At 72.2% G+C, this 20709-nt stretch carries 18 protein-coding genes; 11 read left to right on the top strand and 7 right to left on the bottom strand.

Going from position 1 to position 20709, the window contains the following annotated elements; all coding sequences use genetic code 11:
- Positions 1–135: 135 nt before the first annotated feature.
- From dhaK to JK364_RS37115, 7 genes are all read left to right on the top strand, one after another.
- Complete coding sequence (dhaK, locus tag JK364_RS37145; protein ID WP_201855793.1) at positions 136–1128, top strand: dihydroxyacetone kinase subunit DhaK; 993 nt, start codon at positions 136–138, stop codon at positions 1126–1128.
- Positions 1129–1188: 60 nt separating this feature from the next.
- Positions 1189–1824 carry a dihydroxyacetone kinase subunit DhaL gene (dhaL, locus tag JK364_RS37140; protein WP_307841485.1) on the top strand — a complete coding sequence of 212 codons (636 nt, stop codon included), beginning with the start codon at positions 1189–1191 and terminating at the stop codon, positions 1822–1824.
- On the top strand, positions 1821–2231 hold the full coding sequence (dhaM, locus tag JK364_RS37135) for a dihydroxyacetone kinase phosphoryl donor subunit DhaM (RefSeq protein WP_201855792.1): 411 nt from the start codon (positions 1821–1823) through the stop codon (positions 2229–2231). The genes dhaL and dhaM overlap by 4 nt, the downstream gene beginning before the upstream one ends.
- Positions 2232–2934: 703 nt before the next feature.
- A complete protein-coding gene (locus tag JK364_RS37130) occupies positions 2935–4014 on the top strand; it encodes a polyprenyl synthetase family protein (RefSeq protein ID WP_201855791.1) in 1080 nt (359 codons plus the stop codon).
- Positions 4011–4934, top strand: a complete 924-nt coding sequence (locus tag JK364_RS37125; RefSeq protein ID WP_201855790.1) for a terpene synthase family protein — start codon at positions 4011–4013, stop codon at positions 4932–4934. The genes JK364_RS37130 and JK364_RS37125 overlap by 4 nt, the downstream gene beginning before the upstream one ends.
- A gap of 14 nt (positions 4935–4948) precedes the next feature.
- Positions 4949–6310 carry a cytochrome P450 gene (locus tag JK364_RS37120; protein WP_201855789.1) on the top strand — a complete coding sequence of 454 codons (1362 nt, stop codon included), beginning with the start codon at positions 4949–4951 and terminating at the stop codon, positions 6308–6310.
- A gap of 82 nt (positions 6311–6392) precedes the next feature.
- Positions 6393–7754 (top strand): cytochrome P450, encoded by a 1362-nt coding sequence (locus JK364_RS37115; protein ID WP_201855788.1) that lies wholly within the window; start codon positions 6393–6395, stop codon positions 7752–7754.
- Between the two features lie 122 nt (positions 7755–7876).
- Here JK364_RS37115 and JK364_RS37110 read toward each other — a convergent pair whose 3' ends face one another.
- Positions 7877–9070 (bottom strand): cytochrome P450 family protein, encoded by a 1194-nt coding sequence (locus tag JK364_RS37110; protein WP_201855787.1) that lies wholly within the window; start codon positions 9068–9070, stop codon positions 7877–7879.
- Between the two features lie 123 nt (positions 9071–9193).
- On the opposite strand from JK364_RS37110, the gene JK364_RS37105 reads away from it, so the two are divergent.
- Entirely contained in the window at positions 9194–9874 is a 681-nt protein-coding gene (locus tag JK364_RS37105) for a TetR/AcrR family transcriptional regulator (RefSeq protein WP_201855786.1), read from the top strand.
- Positions 9875–10015: 141 nt separating this feature from the next.
- Positions 10016–11443, top strand: a complete 1428-nt coding sequence (locus JK364_RS37100) for an MFS transporter (RefSeq protein WP_201855785.1) — start codon at positions 10016–10018, stop codon at positions 11441–11443.
- Positions 11444–11477: 34 nt separating this feature from the next.
- On the opposite strand, the gene JK364_RS37095 is transcribed toward JK364_RS37100, so the two are convergent.
- The 3 genes from JK364_RS37095 to JK364_RS37085 form a co-directional block, all read right to left on the bottom strand.
- The gene (locus JK364_RS37095) at positions 11478–13589 is read right to left on the bottom strand and encodes a helix-turn-helix domain-containing protein (RefSeq protein ID WP_201855784.1); all 2112 of its coding nucleotides are present in this window, start codon (positions 13587–13589) and stop codon (positions 11478–11480) included.
- 221 nt (positions 13590–13810) lie between these two features.
- A complete protein-coding gene (locus JK364_RS37090; RefSeq protein ID WP_201855783.1) occupies positions 13811–14617 on the bottom strand; it encodes a 3-hydroxybutyrate dehydrogenase in 807 nt (268 codons plus the stop codon).
- Between the two features lie 55 nt (positions 14618–14672).
- A complete protein-coding gene (locus JK364_RS37085; RefSeq protein WP_201855782.1) occupies positions 14673–15152 on the bottom strand; it encodes an NUDIX hydrolase in 480 nt (159 codons plus the stop codon).
- Between the two features lie 230 nt (positions 15153–15382).
- Between JK364_RS37085 and JK364_RS37080 the strand changes: the two genes are divergently transcribed.
- On the top strand, positions 15383–16378 hold the full coding sequence (locus JK364_RS37080) for an O-antigen ligase family protein (RefSeq protein ID WP_201855781.1): 996 nt from the start codon (positions 15383–15385) through the stop codon (positions 16376–16378).
- A gap of 59 nt (positions 16379–16437) precedes the next feature.
- Here the strand turns inward: JK364_RS37080 and JK364_RS37075 are convergent, their stop codons facing one another.
- Together JK364_RS37075 and JK364_RS37070 are read right to left on the bottom strand one after the other, a co-directional pair.
- Positions 16438–16995, bottom strand: coding sequence for a hypothetical protein (locus JK364_RS37075; RefSeq protein ID WP_201855780.1), 558 nt, complete (start codon positions 16993–16995; stop codon positions 16438–16440).
- A gap of 98 nt (positions 16996–17093) precedes the next feature.
- Positions 17094–17888, bottom strand: coding sequence for a glutamate racemase (locus tag JK364_RS37070; protein ID WP_201855779.1), 795 nt, complete (start codon positions 17886–17888; stop codon positions 17094–17096).
- Between the two features lie 80 nt (positions 17889–17968).
- On the opposite strand from JK364_RS37070, the gene JK364_RS37065 reads away from it, so the two are divergent.
- Complete coding sequence (locus JK364_RS37065) at positions 17969–19273, top strand: glycosyltransferase (protein WP_201855868.1); 1305 nt, start codon at positions 17969–17971, stop codon at positions 19271–19273.
- A gap of 25 nt (positions 19274–19298) precedes the next feature.
- Here JK364_RS37065 and JK364_RS37060 read toward each other — a convergent pair whose 3' ends face one another.
- The gene (locus JK364_RS37060; protein WP_201855867.1) at positions 19299–20684 is read right to left on the bottom strand and encodes a TerD family protein; all 1386 of its coding nucleotides are present in this window, start codon (positions 20682–20684) and stop codon (positions 19299–19301) included.
- Between the last annotated feature and the right edge of the window lie 25 nt (positions 20685–20709).

Below are 20709 nucleotides of genomic sequence, written 5' to 3'. Positions count from 1 at the left end.
ACCATATGATGACTATGTACCTTTTTCGTCCTATTAGGCCGTTCGGCTCAGTGTTCAAGGGGTGCCAGGGACGCGGTGGATCCGTACGCTGTTGCAGCGGTGCACACCCCCATCCGGCGGAGGACGGACACACCTATGAAAATGCTCATCAACGTCCCCGAGACCGTGGTCGCCGACGCGCTGCGCGGACTGGCCGCCTGCCACCCCGAGCTGATCGTCGACGTCGACAACCGGGTGATCGTCCGGCGGGACGCGCCGGTCGAGGACAAGGTGGGACTGGTCTCCGGCGGCGGGTCGGGGCATGAACCGCTGCACGGCGGTTTCGTGGGCCCCGGCATGCTCGACGCCGCCTGCCCCGGCGAGGTGTTCACCTCCCCGGTGCCGGATCAGATGGTGCGCGCCGCGGCGGCGGTGGACAGCGGCAAGGGCGTGCTGTTCATCGTCAAGAACTACACGGGCGACGTGCTCAACTTCGACATGGCCGCCGAGCTCGCCGAGGACGAGGGCATCCAGATCGCCAAGGTCCTGGTCAACGACGACGCGGCGGTCACCGACAGCCTCTACACGGCGGGCCGGCGCGGCACCGGCGCCACCCTGTTCGTGGAGAAGATCGCGGGCGCGGCGGCCGACGAGGGCGCGCCGCTGGAGCGGGTGGAGTCGATCGCCCGGCGGGTGAACGAGCTCTCGCGGAGCTTCGGTGTCGCGCTCAGCGCCTGCTCCACCCCGGCCAAGGGCGGCCCCACCTTCGATCTGCCCGCCGGGGAGCTGGAGTTGGGCGTGGGCATCCACGGCGAGCCGGGGCGTGAGCGGCGGGCGATGATGACCTCCCGCGAGATCGCCGACTACGCGGTGGAGGTGGTGGTCGAGGACCTGCGCCCGGACAGCCCGGTGCTGCTGCTCGTCAACGGCATGGGGGCGACCCCGCAGCTGGAGCTGTACGGCTTCGCCGCCGAGGTGCACCGGGCGCTCGGCGAGCGCCGGGTGGCGGTGGCGCGTACGCTCGTCGGCAACTACGTCACATCACTCGACATGGCGGGCGCTTCGATCACGCTGTGCCAGGTCGACGAGGACCTCCTGCGGCTGTGGGACGCGCCCGTGCGGACCGCCGGGCTGCGCTGGGGCGCCTGAGGCCGGGCCGGCCCCCGATACGTACGCTGTCGCCGTTGGCTACACCCCGAGGAGGCGTCTGTGTCCAGCAGTGAACCCGCCGTCGACGACGTGCTCGACACCCCTTTCTTCCTCCGATGGCTCACCACCGCGGCCACGTCCGTGAGCCGTGAGGCGACCCGCCTCACCGACCTGGACTCCGCGATCGGCGACGCCGACCACGGCACCAACATGCAGCGCGGCTTCGCCGCCGTGGCCGAGGCGCTGGAAAAGGAGCCCCCCGGCTCCCCCGGGGCCACGCTCATCCTGGCCGGGCGCCAGCTGATCTCCAAGGTGGGCGGGGCCTCCGGACCGCTGTACGGGACGCTGCTGCGACGCGCCGGCAAGGCGCTCGGCGACGCCGAACAGATCACCCCGCAGCAACTGGCGGACGCGCTGCGGGCCGGGGTGGACGCGGTGGCGCAGCTCGGCGGCGCAGCGCCCGGCGACAAGACGATGCTGGACGCGCTGCTCCCCGCCGTCGAGGCGCTGAGCGGGGGCACGGGGTCGTTCGCGGCCGCGGGCGAGGCCGCCGAGAAGGGGGCGCTGGCCACCGTGCCGATGCTGGCCCGCAAGGGCCGGGCCAGCTATCTGGGTGAGCGCAGCGTCGGCCACCAGGACCCGGGCGCCACCTCGTCGGCACTGATCATCGGCGCGCTGGCGGAGGCGGCCCGATGACCGACGAGAGCGGGAAGGTCGGCATAGTCCTGGTGTCGCACAGCGCGGCGGTGGCCGACTCCGTCGCCGAGCTGGCGAAGGCGCTGTCCGGCGGCGGCACGGCGCCGGTCCGTGCCGCGGGCGGCACCGCGGACGGCGGCTTCGGCACCAGTCCGGAGCTGATAGCGGAGGCGGCCCAGGCGGTCGACCGGGGCGCCGGAGTGGCGGTCCTGGTGGACCTGGGCAGTGCGGTCCTGTCCGTCAAGGCGCTGCTGGCCGAGGGCGACGAACTGCCCGACGGCACCCGATTGGTGGACGCGCCACTCGTGGAGGGCGCGGTCGCGGCGGTCGTCACGGCCTCCACCGGGGCGGATGTGGAGGCGGTGCTCCAGGCGGCCTCGGAGGCGTACGACTACCGGAAGGTCTGATACCGCCGCGCGCTATCGAACGGGGCCCCGCCGGTGACGGCGGGGCCCCGTTCCGTCCGGGCCCCGTTCCGTCTGAGCCCCGTTCCGTCCGGGCCTCGTTCACTCCGGGCTCCGTTCACTTTTCAACGAACACTCCGGATGCATATTTGCGCCGCCGCTTATTCCGCTGATACTCGGCGCGTACGGGGCGAGTTGCCCGGTTTCGGACCGCTCCGGGCACGGCGACAGCACCCCGCCCCCTTCGGCCGTCAAGTGATAGGCGCGATACCAGAACGGGCTTCCGAATCCGTCGATCTTGCGTCTAGACTGCTCATGTCCGAGTGGGGGGACCGGCGGCACTCAGGGGGAATAAATGGACGTAATTGAGTGTGCCCGCGCACACCTGGCATCCATCGAACCGATGATGTCCACGCGGGTGTCGCACCGGCTGTGGCCCCTTTGCGGCCCGGCCCGGATTCCACGCGCGGAAATGACCCCTCCGCGCCGACCGCACGATTCCCCGAGCGTCTGATCTTCGCGCCCGTCACGGGCGTTCGATATATCGACCATGGACGGCGGTCGTGTCTCACGTCTGCCTTCCTGGTGCCGTACAGAGCACGGACGGCAATCCAACTTTTTCCATACAAAGCAAGGGTTTCCGCGTGCCTGTTTTCTTCTCCTTAATCAACGGATTTCGACATTTCGACGTGGAGGAGTCAGTCGCATGACCACACCCACGCTCAGCCCCGGCCGCTTGGATGCGGATACCGTCCGTGAGTCGGTGGACGTCGTACTCGAAGATTTCCTGACGGCCAAGGCCCACACCACCCCGCAACACCATCTGCCGTATCTCTCCGGGCTGCTGAAGGATTTCCTGTCCGGCGGAAAGCGCATACGACCGCTGTTGTGTGTCACCGGCTGGCAGGCCGTCGGCGGCGGCGAGGACACCGAGCCGGTGTTCCGGGTGGCCGCCTGCCTGGAGATGTTCCACGCCTTCGCGCTGATCCACGACGACGTCATGGACGACAGCGACACCCGTCGCGGCCGGCCGACCATCCATCGCATCCTGGCCGCGCTGTGCGCCACCGACCGCAGGCCGGAGCAGATCGAGCGGTTCGGGGTCAGCGGGGCGGTACTGCTCGGCGACCTCGCCCTCACCTGGTCGGACGAGCTCCTGCACTCAGCCGGTCTGACCCCCGTCCAGTTCGACACCGTGCTGCCGCTGCTGTCGGAGATGCGCACCGAGGTGATGCTGGGCCAGTACCTCGATCTGCAGGCCACCGGGGAGCTGACCGACGACGTCGAGGCCACCCTCACGGTCAACCGGTACAAGACCGCCAAGTACACCATCGAGCGTCCGCTGCACGTCGGAGCCGCCGTCGCGGGCGCCGGCCCGGAGGCCATGGAGGCGTTCACCGCCTACGCCCTGCCGCTCGGCGAGGCGTTCCAGCTCCGCGACGATCTGCTGGGCGTGTACGGCGATCCGGAGTCGACCGGCAAGTCCCAGCTGGACGATCTGCGGGCCGGGAAGAACACCACCCTGATCGCGCTCGCCCTGCGCGGCTCCGACAGCGTCCAGGCGGCGCGGCTGCGCAGCCTCATCGGCAATCCGCTGCTGGACGAGCGGGACGCCGCGACCATTCAGGAGATCTTCGCCGCCACCACCGCCCGGGATGCCGTCGAGCAGATGATCGACGACCGCCGGACGCAGGCCCTGCGGGCCCTCGACGACGCCCCATTCACCGCGGACGCGGTCAACGCGCTGAAGCAGATCGCCCGCATGGCCACTGTGAGGAACTCATGACGACAGGACTTTCCACGGCCGGGGCCCAGGACATCAGCCGGAACAGCGTCCGCCCGTACCTGGCGGAGTGCACCCGCCGCTTCCAGGAGATGTTCGACCGCCATGTCGTCACCCGGCCCACCAAGGTCGAATTGACCGACGCCGAACTGCGCGAGGTCATCGACGACTGCAACGCGGCGGTGGCGCCCCTCGGCAAATCGGTTTCCGATGAGCGCTGGATCTCCTATGTGGGGGTGGTGCTGTGGTCCCAGAGCCCCCGTCATATCAAGGACATGGAGGCGTTCAAGGCCGTCTGCGTCCTGAACTGCGTGACGTTCGTGTGGGACGACATGGATCCCGCACTCCACAACTTCGGTCTCTTCCTGCCCCAGCTGCGCAAGATCTGCGAGAAGTACTACGGCCCCGAGGACGCGGAGGTGGCGTACGAGGCGGCACGCGCCTTCGTCACCAGCGACCATATGTTCCGCGACTCGCCCATCAAGGCGGCGCTGTGCACCACGTCGCCGGAGCAGTATTTCCGTTTCCGGGTCACCGATATCGGTGTCGACTTCTGGATGAAGATGTCGTATCCGATCTACCGGCATCCGGAGTTCACCGAACACGCCAAGACGAGCCTGGCCGCGCGCATGACCACCCGCGGACTCACCATCGTCAACGACTTCTACTCCTATGACCGCGAGGTCTCCCTGGGGCAGATCACCAACTGTTTCCGGCTCTGCGATGTGAGCGATGAGACGGCGTTCAAGGAGTTCTTCCAGGCCCGGCTCGATGACATGATCGAGGACATCGAGTGCATCAAGGCGTTCGACCAGCTGACGCAGGACGTCTTCCTCGATCTGATCTACGGCAACTTCGTCTGGACCACCAGCAACAAGCGCTACAAGACGGCCGTCAACGACGTCAACTCCCGCATCCAGTGAGGGAACGGGGACCCGTGACTCCCGCGAAGAGCTCCGCACAGCCGGAGCGCTCCTGGACCACCGGCACGGCGCCCGGCTCGGTGCCGCTGCTGGGGCACACCCTGGCGCTCTGGCGCCGTCCGCTGCAGTTCCTGGCCTCCCTGCCCGCCCACGGCGATCTGGTGGAGGTCAGGCTGGGGCCCAGCCGCGCCTATCTGGCCTGCCATCCCGAGCTGGTCCGCCAGGTGCTGCTCAATCCCCGGGTGTTCGACAAGGGCGGGGTCTTCGACAAGGCGCGGCAGCTGCTCGGCAACAGCCTCTCGGTCTCCCGGGGCGAGGACCACCGCTACCAGCGGCGGATGATCCAGCCCGCGTTCCACACCCCGAAGATCGCCGACTACACCGCGGCGGTCGCCGATGACACCCGCGCCGCGATCGGCTCCTGGGAGCCGGGGCGCACCCTGGACATCAGCGACACCATGCACGCCCTGCTGATGCGGGTGGCCGCGCGGACGCTGTTCTCCACCGGGATCGACGAGGCGACGATCGACGAGGCGCGCCACTGTCTGCGCATCGTCTCGGACGGCATCTACAAGCGCACGATGGCGCCTCTGGGGATCATGGAGAAGCTCCCCACCCCGGGCAACCGGCGCTATGACCGGGCCAATGCCCGGCTGCGGCAGATCGTGGACGAGATGATCCGCGAGCGCCGGCGCTCCGGCGCCGACCACGGCGATCTGCTCTCCACGCTGCTGCGCGCCGAACACCCGGAGACCGGGAAGGGCCTTGACGACGGCGAGGTCCTCGACCAGGTGGTCACCTTCCTGGTGGCCGGGAGCGAGACCACCGCCTCGACCCTCGCCTTCGTCTTCCATCTCCTGGGCGCCCACCCGGAGGTGGAGAAGCGGGTGCACGCCGAGATCGACGAGGCCCTGGCGGGCCGCAACCCCACCTTCGAGGACCTGCCGTCCCTGGAGTACACCCGCGGGGTCATCACCGAGTCGCTGCGGCTGTACCCGCCGTCCTGGATGGCGATGCGGGTCACGGCGGCCGAGACCGAACTCGGCGGCCGGACCGTCCCGGCGGGCACGATGATCCTCTACAGCGCCCAGGCGCTGCACCACAACCCCGGACTGTTCCCCGACCCCGAGCGGTTCGACCCCGAGCGCTGGCTCGGCGACCGCGCCAAGGAGGTGGAGCGCGGGGCGCTGCTCCCGTTCGGCGCGGGCAGCCACAAGTGCATCGGGGACGTCCTGGCACTGACCGAGACCGCCCTCATCGTGGCGACGATCGCGAGCCGGTGGCGTCTCCGCCCGGTGCCCGGCACGACGCTGCGCCCCGAGCCGAAGGCGACGCTCGAACCCGGCCCGCTGCCCATGGTGTGCGAGCCGCGCTGACGACGTCCGGTCCGGGGTCCGCCCCGGACCGGACGCCCCGCACCTTCCGTACCCCACCTCGCGAGTGAAGGACATCTCCCGCATGAGGACCGCGCAGCAACCGGCGACGCGCCACTGGCGGCACGCCGTCGCCCCCGGCGGGCTTCCGCTGGCCGGCCATGCCCTGCTCATGGGCCGCAAACCGCTTCAGTTCCTGGCCTCCCTGCCCGCCCACGGCGATCTGGTCGAGCTCCGGCTGGGGCCCCGGCCCGTCTATCTGCCCTGTCATCCGGAGCTGATCCAGCAGGTGCTGGTGAACGCGCGGGTCTACGACACCGGCGGGCCGGTCAAGGAGAAGGCCAAGCCCATCCTGGGCAACGGCCTGATCACCTCCGACTGGGCGGACCACCGGCGGCAGCGCCGGCTGGTGCAGCCCGCGTTCCACACCGCCCGGATCGCCAAGTACGCCGAGGTGATGGAGCGGGAGTGCGAGGCCGAGTCCACGGCGTGGACCGCGCGCCGGCCCATCGACGTCAGCCACGAGATGCTCGCGCTCACCGCGCGGGTGACGGCCCGTGCGCTCTTCTCGACCGATATGGCGCCGCATGCCGTGGCCGAGATCCAGCACTGTCTGCCCATCGTCGTGGAGGGCGCCTACCGGCAGGCGATCGACCCCACCGGGCTGCTGGCCAAGCTCCCGCTCGCGGCGAACCGGCGCTTCGACGACGCGCTCACCCGGCTCAACCAGCTCATCGACCGCATGATCGACGACTACAAGGCGTCGGACGACGGCGACCGCGGCGATGTGCTGTCCGCGCTCTTCGCGGCACAGGACGACGAGACCGGCGGCACGATGTCGGACCAGGAGATCCACGACCAGGTCATGACCCTGCTGCTGGCCGGGATCGAGACCACCGCCTCCGCGCTGACCTGGGTCTGGTTCCTGCTCGGCCGCAACCCCCGGGCCGAGGCCGCGCTGCACGCCGAGGTCGACGAGGTGCTGGGCGGGCGCGCCCCGCGCTACGCCGACGTCCCCCGGCTCGCCTACACCCAGCGGGTGTTCAGCGAGGCGCTGCGGCTCTTCCCACCCGCGTGGCTGTTCACCCGGACCACCACCGAGACCACCGAGCTCGGCGGGCGGCGGCTGCCCCCGGCGTCGGACGTGCTGATCAGCCCGTATGTGCTGCACCGCGATCCGGCCCTCTTCCCCCGCCCGGAGTCCTTCGACCCGGACCGCTGGCTCCCCGAGCGGGCCAAGGAGGTGACGCGCGGCTCGTATCTGCCGTTCGGCGGGGGCAGCCGGAAGTGCATCGGCGATGTCTTCGGCATGACGGAGGCGACGCTCGCCCTGGCCGCGATCGCGGGCCGCTGGCGGATGCGCCCGATTCCGGGGACGAAGATCCGGCCGAGGCCGCAGATGAGCCTCACGGCCGGTCCGCTGCGGATGATTCCGGAGCCACGCTGAACGCCGTGCCGAACAGACCCCGCGAACCGCGGTGGGTGGCCACCGCGGTCCGTCGAGTGTTCCTCGCGGGTGGGGTTCGTGGGGCGTGCCGGGCCGCGGCGGCGCTCGCCGCGGCCGGGGGCTCAGGCGTCCGGAGCCGGGGTGAAACGTACCGGCAGTCGCCGCAGCCCGCGCAGCATCAGGCTGGGCCGCCAGGCGAGCTCGGCCGGATCGGCGTCCAGGGCCAGCTCGGGGCAGCGCTCCAGCAGGGCCCGGAAGGCGATGGCCCCTTCGAGCCTGGCCAGCGGGGCGCCCAGGCAGTGGTGGACGCCGTGCCCGAAGGCGAGATGGCCGCGCGGTGCGCGCCGGATGTCGAAGCGGTCCGGCTCGGCGAAGCGCCGGGGGTCGCGCGACCCGGCGGCCAGGACGACCCCCACCGGCTCCCCGGCCGGAATGGTCGTGCCCGCGATCTCCACCGGCTCCCTGGTGAAGCGGAACGCGGCGCTCTCCACCGGGCCGTCGTAGCGCAGCATCTCCTCGATCGCGCCGTCCAGCAGCGACCAGTCGGCGCGCAGCGCGGCCAGCTGCTCGGGGTGGCGGAGCAGGGCGAGGGTGCCGCTGGAGATCAGGTTGGCGGAGGTCTCGTAGCCCGCGACCAGCAGCACGAACGTCATGCCGAGCATCTCCTCGTCGGAGAGCGCGTCACCGCCCCCGTCCATGGTGCGGACCAGGGCGCTGAGCAGATCGTCGCCGGGGCCGCGGCGCTTGGCCTCGATGAGCTCCGCGAAGTAGCCCGTCAGGGCCTGGGCGGCGGCACCGGCGGCCTCCGGGCGGGTCAGGTCGGTGCTCTCGAGATACCAGTCGTGGAACGCCTTGCGATCCGTCTCCGGCACCCCCAGCAGCTCGCAGATGACGGCCAGCGGCAGCGGCAGCGCGTAGTCCTCGACGAGATCGGCCCGGCCCAGCGGGGCCATCGCGTCCAGCAGTTCGTCCGCGATCTGCCGGACGCGGGGCCGCAGGGCCTCGATCCGGGCCGGGGTGAAGGCGCGGGCCACCAGCCCCCGCAGCCGGGTGTGGTGCGGCGGGTCGGTCTGCACCATGTTCCGCCCGATGGCATTGCCGCCGTCGTCCTGCCACGCGGCCGAGTGACGGACGTCATTGCTCAGCCGGGGATCGGTCAGCGCGGCGCGGGCCTCCTCGTGGCCGACGACGAGCCAGAACTCACCGGAGGTGTCGGTGCGCACCCGGTGGACCGGGCCCCGCTCCCGCAGACGTGCGTAGACCGGATACGGGTTGACGACGAAATCCGCGCCGAGCGCGGACAGATCCTGGGGCATGTGATCCCCTCAGTCGGTCGGCGGCTTCCCCCGAAGCCAGAACCGGGGATAATTCCCCGCTCTGGCGATGATCTTAACACCTAACCGGAGAGATTCCCCCGGTTAGTGTTAGGGTTGCGGGCCATGGGCAGCCGTGTGGAGAAAGAGACACCGTTGCGCCGAGACGCACGGCGCAACCGCGAGATGCTGATAGCTGCCGCCCGGGAGATCTACACGGATCAGGGTGTGGACGCCCCGCTCGACGACATCGCCCGTCGGGCCGGAGTCGGCAGCGCCACCCTCTACCGGCGCTTCGCCGGCCGGGCGGAACTCATCGAGGCGGTATTCGGCGATTCCCTTCGGGACATTCTGCGGGCCGCCGAGGAGGCCCGCTCCGCGACCGACGCCTGGGCCGGGCTCACAGCTTACCTGGAGCGCATCTTCGGGCTGCTCGCCGCCGACCGGGGCACCAACGACCTGATGACCACCGGCATCCAGGGCGTCCCCTCGCTCGACGCGCTCCGTGAGGAGAACCACAAGACGCTCGACGACCTGCTGGGCCGCGCCCAGAAGCAGGGCAAGGTCCGGCCGGACGCCACCGCGGAGGACCTGCAGTTCATGCTGGCCGCGCTCGGCCGCGCGGTCCCCGGCTCGACCGTGGCCGCGCCGCAGGCGTGGCGCCGCTATCTGGCCCTGCTGCTCGACGGGCTGCGCCCCGAGGGGTCCCATCCGCTCCCGGCCCCGTCGCTCACCCCGGACCAGCTCAACGCCGCCATGCTCCAGCTCGGCAAGGTACGGCGACCGCGCACGGGCCGCGCCGACTAGAGGGTCGCCTCCGGGGCGGGGCGAGTCACCACAGTGGCCGGGTGAAGTATGTCGCCCGCCTACATATCCGAGCCGAACTGCGCATTTCTACGGTGTGGCAACACAAAACCGTCCCCGCACCCCGCTCGGAAGTGGTGACCCATGCCCACCCCGGATTCCCCGGCCTCCGCTCCCCCGACCCCACCCGGCTCACTGCGCCGTATCGTCGCCGCGAGCCTGATCGGCACCACCATCGAGTGGTACGACTTCTTCCTCTACGGCTCGGCCGCCGCGCTCGTCTTCAACAAGCTCTTCTTCCCTGACTCCGACCCGCTCGTCGGCACGCTGCTGTCGTTCCTGACCTACGCGGTCGGCTTCGCCGCCCGGCCGGTCGGTGCCCTGGTATTCGGCCACTACGGCGACCGGCTCGGCCGTAAGAAGCTGCTGATCCTGAGTCTGCTGATGATGGGCGGCGCGACCTGTGCCATCGGGCTGCTGCCCACCCACGCCACGGTCGGCTCGGCGGCGCCCGTACTGCTCACCGCGCTGCGTCTGCTCCAGGGGTTCGCGCTGGGCGGCGAATGGGGCGGGGCGGTGCTGCTGGTGTCGGAGCACGGGGACCCGCGGCGGCGCGGGTTCTGGGCGTCCTGGCCGCAGACCGGCGCCCCCGCGGGACAGCTGCTGGCCACCGGGGTGCTCTCCGCGCTGACGGCCACACTCTCCGACGACGCCTTCGAGTCATGGGGCTGGCGGGTGCCGTTCCTGCTCTCGGGGGTGCTGGTACTGGTCGGCTTGTGGATTCGTCTCTCTGTCGATGAATCGCCGGTCTTCAAGGCCGCGCTGGCCCGGGCCGAGGCCCGTAAGGCGGCCGCGGGCGGGGCGGAGGACGCCGCCGAGAAGATGCCGCTGGTGGCGGTCCTGCGCGACCACTGGCGGGATGTGCTGATCGCCATGGGCGCGCGGATGGCCGAGAACATCAGCTACTACGTCATCACCGCCTTCGTCCTCGTCTACGCGACCTCCGACGACGTGGGCCTCGGCAAACAGACCGCGCTCAACGCCGTACTGATCGCCTCGGCCGTGCACTTCGCGGTCATCCCGGCCTGGGGCGCACTGTCGGACCGGGTCGGGCGCCGCCCGGTGTACCTCCTGGGCGCGGTGGGCGTGGGCGCGTGGGCCTTCCCGTTCTTCCTCCTCATCGACACCAAGGGCTTCCCGGCCCTGGTGCTCGCCGTGACGGTCGGGCTGGTCTTCCACGGGGCGATGTACGCGCCCCAGGCGGCCTTCTTCTCCGAGATGTTCGCGACCCGGATGCGGTATTCGGGGGCGTCGATCGGTGCGCAGTTCTCATCCGTCGCGGCCGGTGCGCCCGCCCCGCTCATCGCCACCGCGCTGCTGGCCGACTACCACAGCGCCACGCCGATCGCCCTCTATGTGATCGCGGCCGCCCTGCTCACCCTGGTGGCCGTGGGCGTCGCCAAGGAGACCCGGGACCGCGATCTGGCCGCCGTCGAACCGACCTCGGCCCCCTCCCCCGGGTCGGCGACGGAGGCGGCGAAGCGCACGGCCCATTCGGCCTCGCCCCAGTAGCCACGGCCGGGGCTCAGCACCCCATGGCCGAGGCTCAGCAGCCCATGGCCGAGGCTGAGCAGCCCATGGCCGAGGTCAGGCGGTGCAGCCGCAGGGCGAGCTGGATCTCCAGGGAGCGGGCGGGCGACTGCCAGTCGGGGCCGAGCAGCCGCCCGACCCGCTCCAGCCGCTGCGCCACCGTGTTGACGTGCACGTGGAGGGCGTCCTTCGTACGGGCCGGGCTCATCCCGCCGGCGAAGTACGCGTCGAGCGTGCGGATCAGCTCGGTGCCTCGCCGCTCGTCGTAGTCGATGACGGCGCCCACGGTGCGGTGCACGAAGTCGTGGACGCCGGTGCCGTCCGGGGCGCCCTCGCGGGTCCCGGCCAGCAGCAGACCGAGGAAGCCGAAGTCCTCGGCGGCGGCGCCCTGTCCGGCCCGGCCCAGCGTCCGCAGGGCGGCCAGACAGCGCCGCGCCTCGACGTAGCCCGCGGCGACCTCCCCGGGCCGCGCGGCGGGCGCGGGAACGGGCGCGGAGGCGCCCACGGTGACCGCGGCGTGCGCGGCGGTGCCCAGCTGCCGGGCGGTGCGGCGGGCGAGGGCGTCGGCGGTGTCGCCGTCGGCGAGCGGCAGCAGCAGGACGGTGCCGCCGTCGCGGGCGGCGGCCAGACCGTGCCGGGTGGCCGCCAGGTGGGACGCGGCGGACCACAGCCGCCGACGGCCCGCGGCGTCCTCGGCGGGGGCGCCGCCGGACGTACTGGAGGTGCTGGATGTGCTGGACGTGCTGGACGTGCTGGACGTGCTTCCGGGCCCGCTTGCGTGCGTGGCGCCGTGTGCGGCGCCGGTGCTGGTGCTGGTGCTGGTGGCGTGTGTGTTGCCGGTGCCGGTGGTGGGTGTGCCCCCCATGCCTGGGGCCTCGATGCCCGCCGCGAGCACCACATGGGGCGTGTCCAGGTCCGCCTGGAGCCGCGCGGCCCGCTCGCGCAGCAGCCGGGGCTCGCGGTCGGGGGCGTCGAGGAGGTCGTCCAGGAGCTCGCCGCGCACCCGCTGTTCGGCCTCGCCCGCGGAGCGGCGGGCGAGCTGCAGCAGCGAGGTGACCATCGCCGCGCGCTCCAGGGTGCGCTGGTCCACGGGGTCGAGCCGGGGGTGGCCGCGCAGCACGAGCGCGCCGAGCAGTTCGCCGCCCGCCGAGACTGCGGCGACCCAGTCCTGCTCGCCGTCGCGCACCGCGTGGCCGTCGGCCCGGGACCGGTCGACGGCCGCGGCGGGCGCCTCGTCGGCCTCGAGGAACTCCACGGAGCCGCTGAGCACCTCGGCCACGGCGTCGGCCACGTCGTGCACCCCGCCACCGCGGAGCACCAGCTCGGTGAGCCGGTCGTGGACGTCTGAGGCGCGCTCGATGACCCGGCTGCGGTCCCGGATGATCTCGTTGGCGGCCTCCAGCTCGGCGAGCGCCGTACGGGTCTCGGCGAGCAGATGGGCGGTGTCGATGGCCACGGCCGCGTGGGCGGCGAACGAGCCGACCAGCGCGATCTGCTCGCGTTCGAACACCCGGGCCCGGCGGTCGGCCGCGAACAGCACCCCGATGACACCGCTGCCGAGCAGCAGCGGCACCCCGAGGATGGCGACGAGCCCCTCGTCCCTGACGCCCGCGTCGATGGTGTGAGTGTGCTGGAAACGAGGATCGTGGAAGTAGCTCTCGGTCACGTAAGGGCGGGCGGTCTGGGCCACCAGACCGCCCAGTCCCTCCCCCATACCGAGCCGCAGCTGCTGGAACCGCGCCGAGACCGAACCGTCGGTGACCCTCATATAGGTGTCACCGGCCGTCGGGTCGTTGAGCGTCAGATAGGCCACCTCGGTGCCCAGCAGGGAGCGGGCGCGCTGCACGATGGCCTGGAGCACCGCGTCCAGGTCGCGCAGCCCCGCCAGGTCGTGGGCGGTCTCGAAGAGCGCGGACAGCTCGGCCTCGCGGCGCCGTCGCCCCTCCAGCTCACCGCGCACCCGCAGGGCGAGCAGCTTGGCGGCCTCCAGGGCCGCCAGCCGGTCGGCCGGGGCCTTGTCGGCGCGGGCGCGCAGCACCGGGCGCTCGTACGCCTCGGCGGGCGCGCCGCGTGCGAGTAGTTCCAGGTAGGGGTTCTCCGGCCGGTCGTCGGGCATGGGCACAGGCATACTCCCGCCGGGCACGGCGGCGCCAGCCGTAAGGCGGCTCGGTGCCTTGTCGACGGGGCGGCCGGGCAATAGGCGATCCGGTGGCTGAGCCAATCGGCCACCGTCCGCCAGTGGCTCAGCCAATCGGCCACTGTCTGCCAGTGGCTCGGCCAATCCGCTTTCATGGTCCAGTGGCTGAGCCAATCGGCCATCGAGGGCCGACGACCGATCCGATGGGCCGCTCAGTGGGCGGTCCATCCGCCGTCCATGCTGAGCGAGGCACCGGTGATGAAGGACGTATGCGGGCCGCAGAGGTACGCGACGGCCTCGGCGACCTCCTCGGGTTCGACCAGCCGCTTGACCGCCGCGTCGGCCAGCATCACCTCGGAGACCACCCGCTCCGGGGAGATCCCGTGGGCCTCGGCCTGGTCGGCGATCTGCCGCTCGACGAGCGGGGTGCGCACATAGCCGGGGTTGACACAGTTGGAGGTCACCCCGTGCTCCGCGCCCTCCAGGGCGGCGACCTTGGAGAGCCCTTCCAGACCGTGTTTGGCGGCCACATAGGCCGACTTGTACGGGGAGGCGCGTAGCCCGTGCACCGAGGAGACGTTCACGATCCGGCCCCAGCCCTGGGCGTACATGTGCGGCAGTGCGCCGCGCACCAGCCGGAAGGGGGCCTCGAGCATCACGGTGAGCACCCGGGAGAAGACCTCGGGCGGAAAGTCCTCGATGGGCCGGACGAGTTGGAGCCCGGCGTTGTTGACCAGGATGTCGGTGCCCGCGGCGGCCCGCTCGGCGGCGTCGAGATCGGTGAGGTCCAGGCGGTGGGCCTCGACCGGGCCAGGCAGTCCGGAGGCCGCGGCGACGAGGTCGGTGAGGCCCTCGGCGTCCAGGTCGACGGCCCGCACCCGCGCCCCGGCGGTGGCCAGCCGCAGCGTGCAGGCCCGGCCGATGCCCCCGGCGGCGCCCGTGACGAGTGCGGTACGGCCGGAGAGATCGAGGCCGCCGGACGGCCGTGGGTCCGGGCCTGGTGTGGTGGACGCGCTCATGAGGGGCACATTAGGCAGCCGTCGGGCCCGGACCGATGTGGGGGCGGCACATACTTCACTCCGCGACGATGGGCTCGAACCATGTCGGGCCGTCCTCGATCGCCTGCTTGATCCGGGACAGGGAGAAGTCCTCCATCTCGGGCAGCGCGTCGAGCGGGAACCAGCCGACGTCCAGCGACTCGTCGTCGTTCACCCGCGCCTCGCCGCCGACCGCGCGGCAGCGGAAGCAGACGTCCACGAACTGGCACTTGTCGTCATTGGGGTAGGTCACCGGCGCCAGGGTCCGTACGAGCACGATGCGTTCGGGGACACAGCGCACCGCGGTCTCCTCCTCGACCTCGCGGACCACCGCCGTGGCCGGCTGCTCACCGGGTTCGGGGATGCCGCAGATGATGGTCCAGCGGCCGTTGTCGGCCCGGCGGCCCAGCAGCACCCGGTCCTGGTCGTCGAAGACCACGGCGCTCACGCCCGGCAGATAGAGCAGTTCATGACCGATGGAGGCCCTGAGGTCACGGATGAAGTCGGGGGTCGGCATGGGCCGAGGGTATCGGGCGGCAATGGGGGCGCGCGCGGCGGCCGTACGGCGCCCTCCACGGCGGGCGTTTCACCACCGACTCATCGTTTCTGCGCACCATATACACATTCCTTACGACAAGCGCTACGGTTTCGGGTGTCATGGCTCGCGCGACGGCCGTAAGGGCGTCGGCGCGGTGCCCGTCACGACGGGGGGTCGGCGGGATGACGTCATCAGTGGTGGAGCCTGTCGTGCAGGACCACGGCCGACCGGCCGACGGCTGCGCGAATGCGTCCGATATCACGGGGGTTCTGATCCTGGCCGGTTGCGCCGTATGGGCGCTGATCGCGGCCATGGGGCGGCCGGCCCGCCCCGAGGGAGTCCTGCTGGCGGTGTTGGCGGTGGCCGCCGGGTACGCCTGCGGCCGGATCGCCGGATCGCTGCTGCCGGTCGCCGGGGCGGCGGCCGCCGGGCTCGCGGGGTTCGGCCTGGCCTGTACCTCGCCGTACGGGCTCACCGGCCATGAGGGGCCGGGCGCGGCCCAGCTCACCCTGGCCACGGGCGCGGTCTGCTGCGCGGCCTGGGCCGCCCCGCGGGTCCTCCGCCCGGCGCTGTGGCTGCCGGCCGCGGCGATCACGCTCACGGCCGTGGTGAGCGGCTCGACGGTCGGCTGGGTGGCGAGCGGCGCCGTCCTGGTGTGCTCGCTCATCGCCGCCCGGCCGCGGCGGCTGCCGGCGCTCGCCGCGTGCGCGCTGATCGCGGCGGTCGCGGTCGGCGGCACCTGGGCGGTGGCCAAGGGCTCGGTCCCGGGCGGACTGCCGTCCGCCCTGCGCGCCCATCTGACCGAGCACCGGATCCGGCTGTGGCAGGACGCCGCCCGTATCGAGGGGACGGATCCGCTGCGCGGCGCGGGCCCGGACCGCTTCGGCGAGCTGAGCCCCGCGGTGGCCCAGCCGCTGGGCCCGGAGGCCAAGCCGCATTCGGCGCCGCTGCAGCAGGCGGCCGGTCAGGGGCTGCCGGGGGTGGCCCTGCTGGGCGCGGCCTTCGGCTGGATGCTCCATGCCCTGTGGCGCTCCCCGCGCCCGACTCCCGTGGTCCTTACGGCGGCCGCGACCCTCACGGCCCTGGCCGTCGAGTCCTGTCTGGGCAACGCCCTCAGCTTCTCCCAGATCACCGCGGGAGCGGGCCTCCTCGCCGGACTGGCGACCGCCCGCCGCCTGGACGACGGCCCGGGAGCGGTGCCATGAGCGGGCGCAGGAGGCCCCGGAAGGGAACGCATCCCCCGAAAGAGGGGAACGGGGATCGGCTAGACCTGGGAGGTGCGGGCCGCGATCAGCCGCAGCCGGTCGCGGATGGCCCGGACCGCCGCCTCCGCGTCGTCCACCGTGACCGTGAAGACGCGGCCGTCCCCGAGGCGGACCACCACGCCCTCGCCCCGGCGCACCACCACGGCGGTGCCCTTCTCGGGGCGCCAGCGGTAGCCCCAGCCGCCCCACTGGCAGGGGGTGACCTTACGGACCACATCGGCGTCGACCACGTCGCTGAGCGGGATGCGGCGCCGTGGGAGCCCCATATGGCCGCAGCGGATCTCCAGCACCTCGTCGTCGACCCGTACCGCCACATGGACGAAGGCGAGGGTGCCGAAGAGCATCAGCAGTCCGGCGGCGACGCAGCCGATGACGGCCATCAGGAGCGGGGCGATGCCCGAGCCCCAGGGCGAGTCGACGGCGAGGTCGACACCGAGCGCCAGGCACGCGGCGCCCGCCACGGCCAGCAGCCACTGCCCGCGATTGTGTGCGCGTCCGATCCAGACCGCGGGCGGCTGCCCGTGGGCGCTCGGCTCTCCGTGGTCGTGGTGCCTCATGCTTGGCAGCGTACTCACCTTCCGGCACCACGGCAGCGGGGCGGGTGAATCCGCTGGTGAGGAGCGTTTCGGTCAGCTCACCGCAGGAGGCACCGCTGTCAAGCGCGCGTCGGGGCGACGGGTGCCAGCAGCACGCCTTCGGCGTAGGTCAGGGCGACCTCCGGCAGCGTGGCCTCGTCCCCGCTGAGGATGACGGTCAGACCACCCGGGGCGACCGGGCCGTCCGGCGGGAAGGGGTCGGCGCCGATCCGGCGCAGGGCCTGGGCGGCGACGGCCCCGGCCGAGCCATGGAGGACGATCGGCGGCGCGTCAGGCCGCTGTACGGCGGTCCGGATGCGGTCGGCGACCAGTTCGTAATGGGTGCAGCCCAGGACGACGGTCGTGACATCGCGCGGGGTGCGGGCCGCCGCGGCGGCCACCGCGGCGTCGATCCCCTCGTCGTCGGCGTGCTGCACCGCGTCCGCGAGCCCCGGGCACGGCACCTCGGTCACCTCGACGCCGTCCGCGAAGTCACGGATCAGTCCGCGCTGGTACCGGCTGCCGGTGGTGGCCGGGGTGGCCCAGATCGCGATCGGCCCTCCCCCGGCCGCCGCGGGCTTGATGGCGGGCACGGTGCCGACGATCGGCAATCCGGGCTCAAGCTCGGCGCGCAGCGCGGGCAGGGAGTGGACGGAGGCGGTGTTGCAGGCGACGATCAGCGCGTCGGGGCGGTGTGCGGCGGCGGCCCGGGCGCAGCCCAGGGCCAGCTCGGTGACGTTCTCGGGGGTGCGCGGGCCCCACGGCATGGTGGCGGGGTCGGAGGAGAGGACGAGATCGGCGTCCGGTCGCAGTCGGCGCATCGCGGCGGCGGTGGGCAACAGTCCGATTCCGGAGTCCATAAGCGCGATCTTCACCCGGTCACTTTAATGGATCGGTCCGGTGCGCCCGGCGGCCGGGCGCACCTTCGGGCAGACTTCGGCGGGTGAGCGCGCTGATGTGGATCGCCGCCGGGTCGTTGGCCGCATGGCTGTGGCTGCTGCTCGGCCAGGGCTTCTTCTGGCGTACGGACGTACGGCTGCCCCGGACCGGCCCGGACGGCTCGGGGCCGCCGGAGCCGGACGGGTTCGGGCCACCGGAGCCGGACGGGTTCGGGCCACCGGAACCCGCGGTGTGGCCCTCGGTGGCCGTCGTGGTGCCCGCCCGCGACGAGTCCGCCGTGCTTCCCGCCAGCCTGCCCTCGCTGCTCGCCCAGGACTATCCGGGGCCGGCGGAGATCTTCCTGATCGACGACGGCAGCTCGGACGGCACCGGAAAGCTGGCCCGTGAACTGGCCGAAGAACACGGCGGGCTGCCGCTGACCGTCGATTCCCCCGGCGAGCCGGGCCCCGGCTGGACCGGCAAGCTGTGGGCGGTGCGGCACGGCATGGCGCTCGCCACGACCCGCCTCGCCGCGGACCGTAGGGACTTGGACGGTGCGGACCGTAAGGACGCGGACGGCCGGGACGCGGACCGTAAGGACGACGGCGGTGTGGACTACCTGCTGCTGACGGACGCGGATATCGCCCATGAGCCGGACTCCCTGCGGGAGTTGGTGCGCGCGGCCGAGGCGAACGGGCTGGATCTGGTCTCCCAGATGGCCCGGCTGCGGGTGGTGACCTACTGGGAGCGGCTGATCGTGCCCGCCTTTGTCTACTTCTTCGCGCAGCTGTACCCCTTTCGGTGGGTCAACCGGCCCCAGGGGCGCACCGCGGCGGCCGCGGGCGGCTGTGTGCTGCTGCGCCGGGAGGCGGCCGAGCGGGCCGGAGTCCCGGAGGCGATCCGGCAGGCGGTCATCGACGACGTGGCGCTGTCCCGCGCGGTGAAACGGTCCGGCGGACGGATCTGGCTGGGGCTGGCCGACCGGGTCGACAGCGTGCGGCCGTATCCGCGGCTGGGCGAGCTGTGGCGGATGGTCTCGCGCAGCGCGTACACCCAGCTGCGCCACAACCCGCTGGTGTTGCTGATGACGGTCGCGGGGCTGACGGTGGTGTATCTCGTGCCGCCCGCGGCCGTGGTCGCCGGGGTGCTGACGGGGCGTCCCGGGCCGTCGGCGCTGGGCGCCGCCGCCTGGGCGCTGATGGCGGGCAGCTACATCCCGATGCTGCGCTACTACCGGCAGACGCTGTGGCTGGCGCCGCTGCTGCCCCTGACGGCCCTTCTCTATCTGCTGATGACCGTGGACTCGGCGGTGCGGCACCACCTGGGGCAGGGCGCGGCCTGGAAGGGGCGCACCTACGCCCGCCCCAGCGCCGCGCCCTGACGGCCGCGCCCCGTACACCGTGGTTTCACTTGCGGCCGGGGGTCCAGTTCATGCCCCAGCCGTAGGCGTGGTCGAGGGTGCGCTGCGGGCTGGTGCCGCGCTGCGGCACCAGATAGCGGGCCTCGCGCTGCACGACGAGCTCGCCACCGGTGTTGGCGATGAGCGCGAGCGCGCAGACCGGGGACGGGACGGTGCACTCGTCGAGCGAGAAGTCGATCGGGGCGCCGAACTGCGGCTGCAGGGTGACCGTGGCGTGAAGGTTGGCGAAGCTGCGGGCGCCCTCGTAGATGGTCACGAAGATCAGGATCCGGCGGAACAGCTTCTGGTGGTCGAGGTTGATGGTGAGGTTCTCACCGGCCGCCCGGGCACCGGTCCGGTCGTCGCCGTCCAGGTGGATGAAGGGCGGCTGGTGCAGCGAGCCGAAGGAGTTGCCGAGCGCCTGGACCACGCCCTTGCTGCCGTCGGCGAGTTCGAACAGCGCCCCCAGGTCGAGATCGAGGTCGTTGTGCATGGCCATGGCCCGGCCCAGCTTGGAGGCCCACCCCGAGAACTGCTTGTGGACCTGCCAGTTGAGGTTGATCCGCATGGTGCCGGAGGTGCCGCCCTGCTTGGTGAGCGAGACGGAGGGCGCCTCCTTTGTCAGGGTGACCTTGCTGAGGCTCACCGGCGCCGCGGCGGGCGTGGGAGCCGGGGCGGCCGGTGCGGTGGGCGGGGGCGGCGGCAGGGGCGTGGAGACGGCCGTGGGCGTCGGAGGCGGGTACGCCCCGGCGGGCGGGCCGGACGGCGGCGCGGGGGCCGCGTACGGGTTCTGCGTCGCGTACGGGTTCTGCCCGGCGTTCGGCGGGGCGGCGGGGGCCGGAGCCGGGGCGGCGGGCTGAGCCGGCGCCTGCTGCGGCTCGTCGACCGAGATGCCGAAGTCCGTGGCGAGCCCCGCAAGACCGCTCTGGTACCCCTGGCCCACCGCGCGGAACTTCCAGGCGCCCTGCCTGCGGTACAGCTCGCCGAGGACGAAGGCGGTCTCGACCGTGGCGTCCTCGCTGTCGAAGCGGGCGATCTCCGCGCCGCCCGCCGCGTTCAGCACCCGGATGTTCAGACCGGGGATCTGGCCGAACGTTCCGCCATCGGCCGAGGCCGCGAGGACCACGGTGTCGACGGCGGGCTCGACCCGGGCGAGGTCCACCGTAAGGGTGTCGGTCACGGTGTCACCCGCGGTCCGCTTCCCCTCGTGGCGCACCGCGCCGGAGGAGTGCGCCGCCTGGTTGTAGAACACGAAGTCCCCGTCGGACCTGACCTTTCCGGACACCAGCAGCAGCGCCGAGGCGTCCACGTCCGGTGCCCCCGGTCCGGCGCGCCAGCCGAGCTCGATCCGCACCGCTTCAGCCGGTACTGGCGTGTTACCGCCCTTGCGCATCGCCATTTCCGTCCCCCTGCCTTTC

Source organism: Streptomyces endocoffeicus, from assembly GCF_016741935.1.
In the GTDB taxonomy this organism is placed as follows: domain Bacteria; phylum Actinomycetota; class Actinomycetes; order Streptomycetales; family Streptomycetaceae; genus Streptomyces; species Streptomyces endocoffeicus.
This window is presented reverse-complemented; position numbering and strand designations above follow the sequence as displayed.